1 protein-coding gene and 1 pseudogene are annotated in these 875 nt (G+C 63.3%); one reads left to right on the top strand and one right to left on the bottom strand.

Annotation, left to right across the window (positions count from 1 at the left end):
• Nucleotides 1-189, top strand: a pseudogene (locus NCR34_RS27895) (polyhydroxyalkanoate depolymerase); the annotation flags it as partial.
• Nucleotides 190-392: 203 nt separating this feature from the next.
• Here the strand turns inward: NCR34_RS27895 and NCR34_RS27890 are convergent.
• Complete coding sequence (locus NCR34_RS27890) at nt 393-602, bottom strand: hypothetical protein (protein ID WP_248324083.1); 210 nt, start codon at nt 600-602, stop codon at nt 393-395.
• Nucleotides 603-875 lie beyond the last annotated feature (273 nt).

Here is an 875-nt window from a genome sequence, read left to right as displayed (position 1 = left end):
ATTTATCCGCGTATTCGCGCGTTGATTCACGACAACGAGCCGAGTCCGGCCGGCGTCAACGCGCGCACCCAGCCGATCGTCTCGTTGCACGCCATCGCGCCGCTCGCGCGCGAATCGTCGGTCGCCGACGATCAGGTGCAGACGGCGAACAAGGGCGATAACAAACAGGCGATCGCCGATCCCGAATAACGCCAGTCGCCAGCGGCGGAACGTCGCCGCCGCCACGCTTGAACGGGTGCTTGAGCACCTCGAGATCCTGGTCAACGAGCCCCTCGCTGCGATCCTCGATCACGACGCATGCCGTGTTCGGCTCGCGTTCCGTGCGCTTCCGCACTTCCAGCCGGACGACCCAGTAGAGCACCGCGCGCTGAATCAGTTCATGAGCATCCGCATCATGCGGATCGGGAGAAACGGGGAAGGTTCGATAGTTCGATATCGCCAACATCAACCACGAATGGGTGGCCCGGTGCGGCGAAATGGGCGGCGAGATAGGCGATCAGTGTATTGAGTTCGCCGACTACAGTGCGATTCGTTCGCGCCGCTGCCCGCGCAGCTCCTGAATTGCCAAAGAATCGCCTTGATGGTGTCCAGATGCCTTCCATCGACGCCGCGAGAGCCGCGCCCGTCGACGGCACCGAGGACATCGCACGTCGGCGAGAGCCGCGCGTTGACTGGCCGTTGCACTTCATCAAGAGACGCTCGGCGTGCCCAGGGCCGAACGGCCTAGGCGGGTTGAGTGCGGCGGTTCGAGGAAAATCGCGTCGGGGTGCTCAGCGCCCCGGTCTCCATCTTCGGTAACCGGCCAAAAGCGGTCATCAACCCGGCTCCGCTTGCAGACTTTCCATCGTCGCATGTTCGTTCCGAACCGGACTGTC

This window comes from Caballeronia sp. GAWG1-5s-s, from assembly GCF_023631445.1.
GTDB lineage: Bacteria > Pseudomonadota > Gammaproteobacteria > Burkholderiales > Burkholderiaceae > Caballeronia.
The sequence above is the reverse complement of the archived record's forward strand: the minus strand, read 5'-3'. Positions and strand labels throughout refer to the sequence as shown.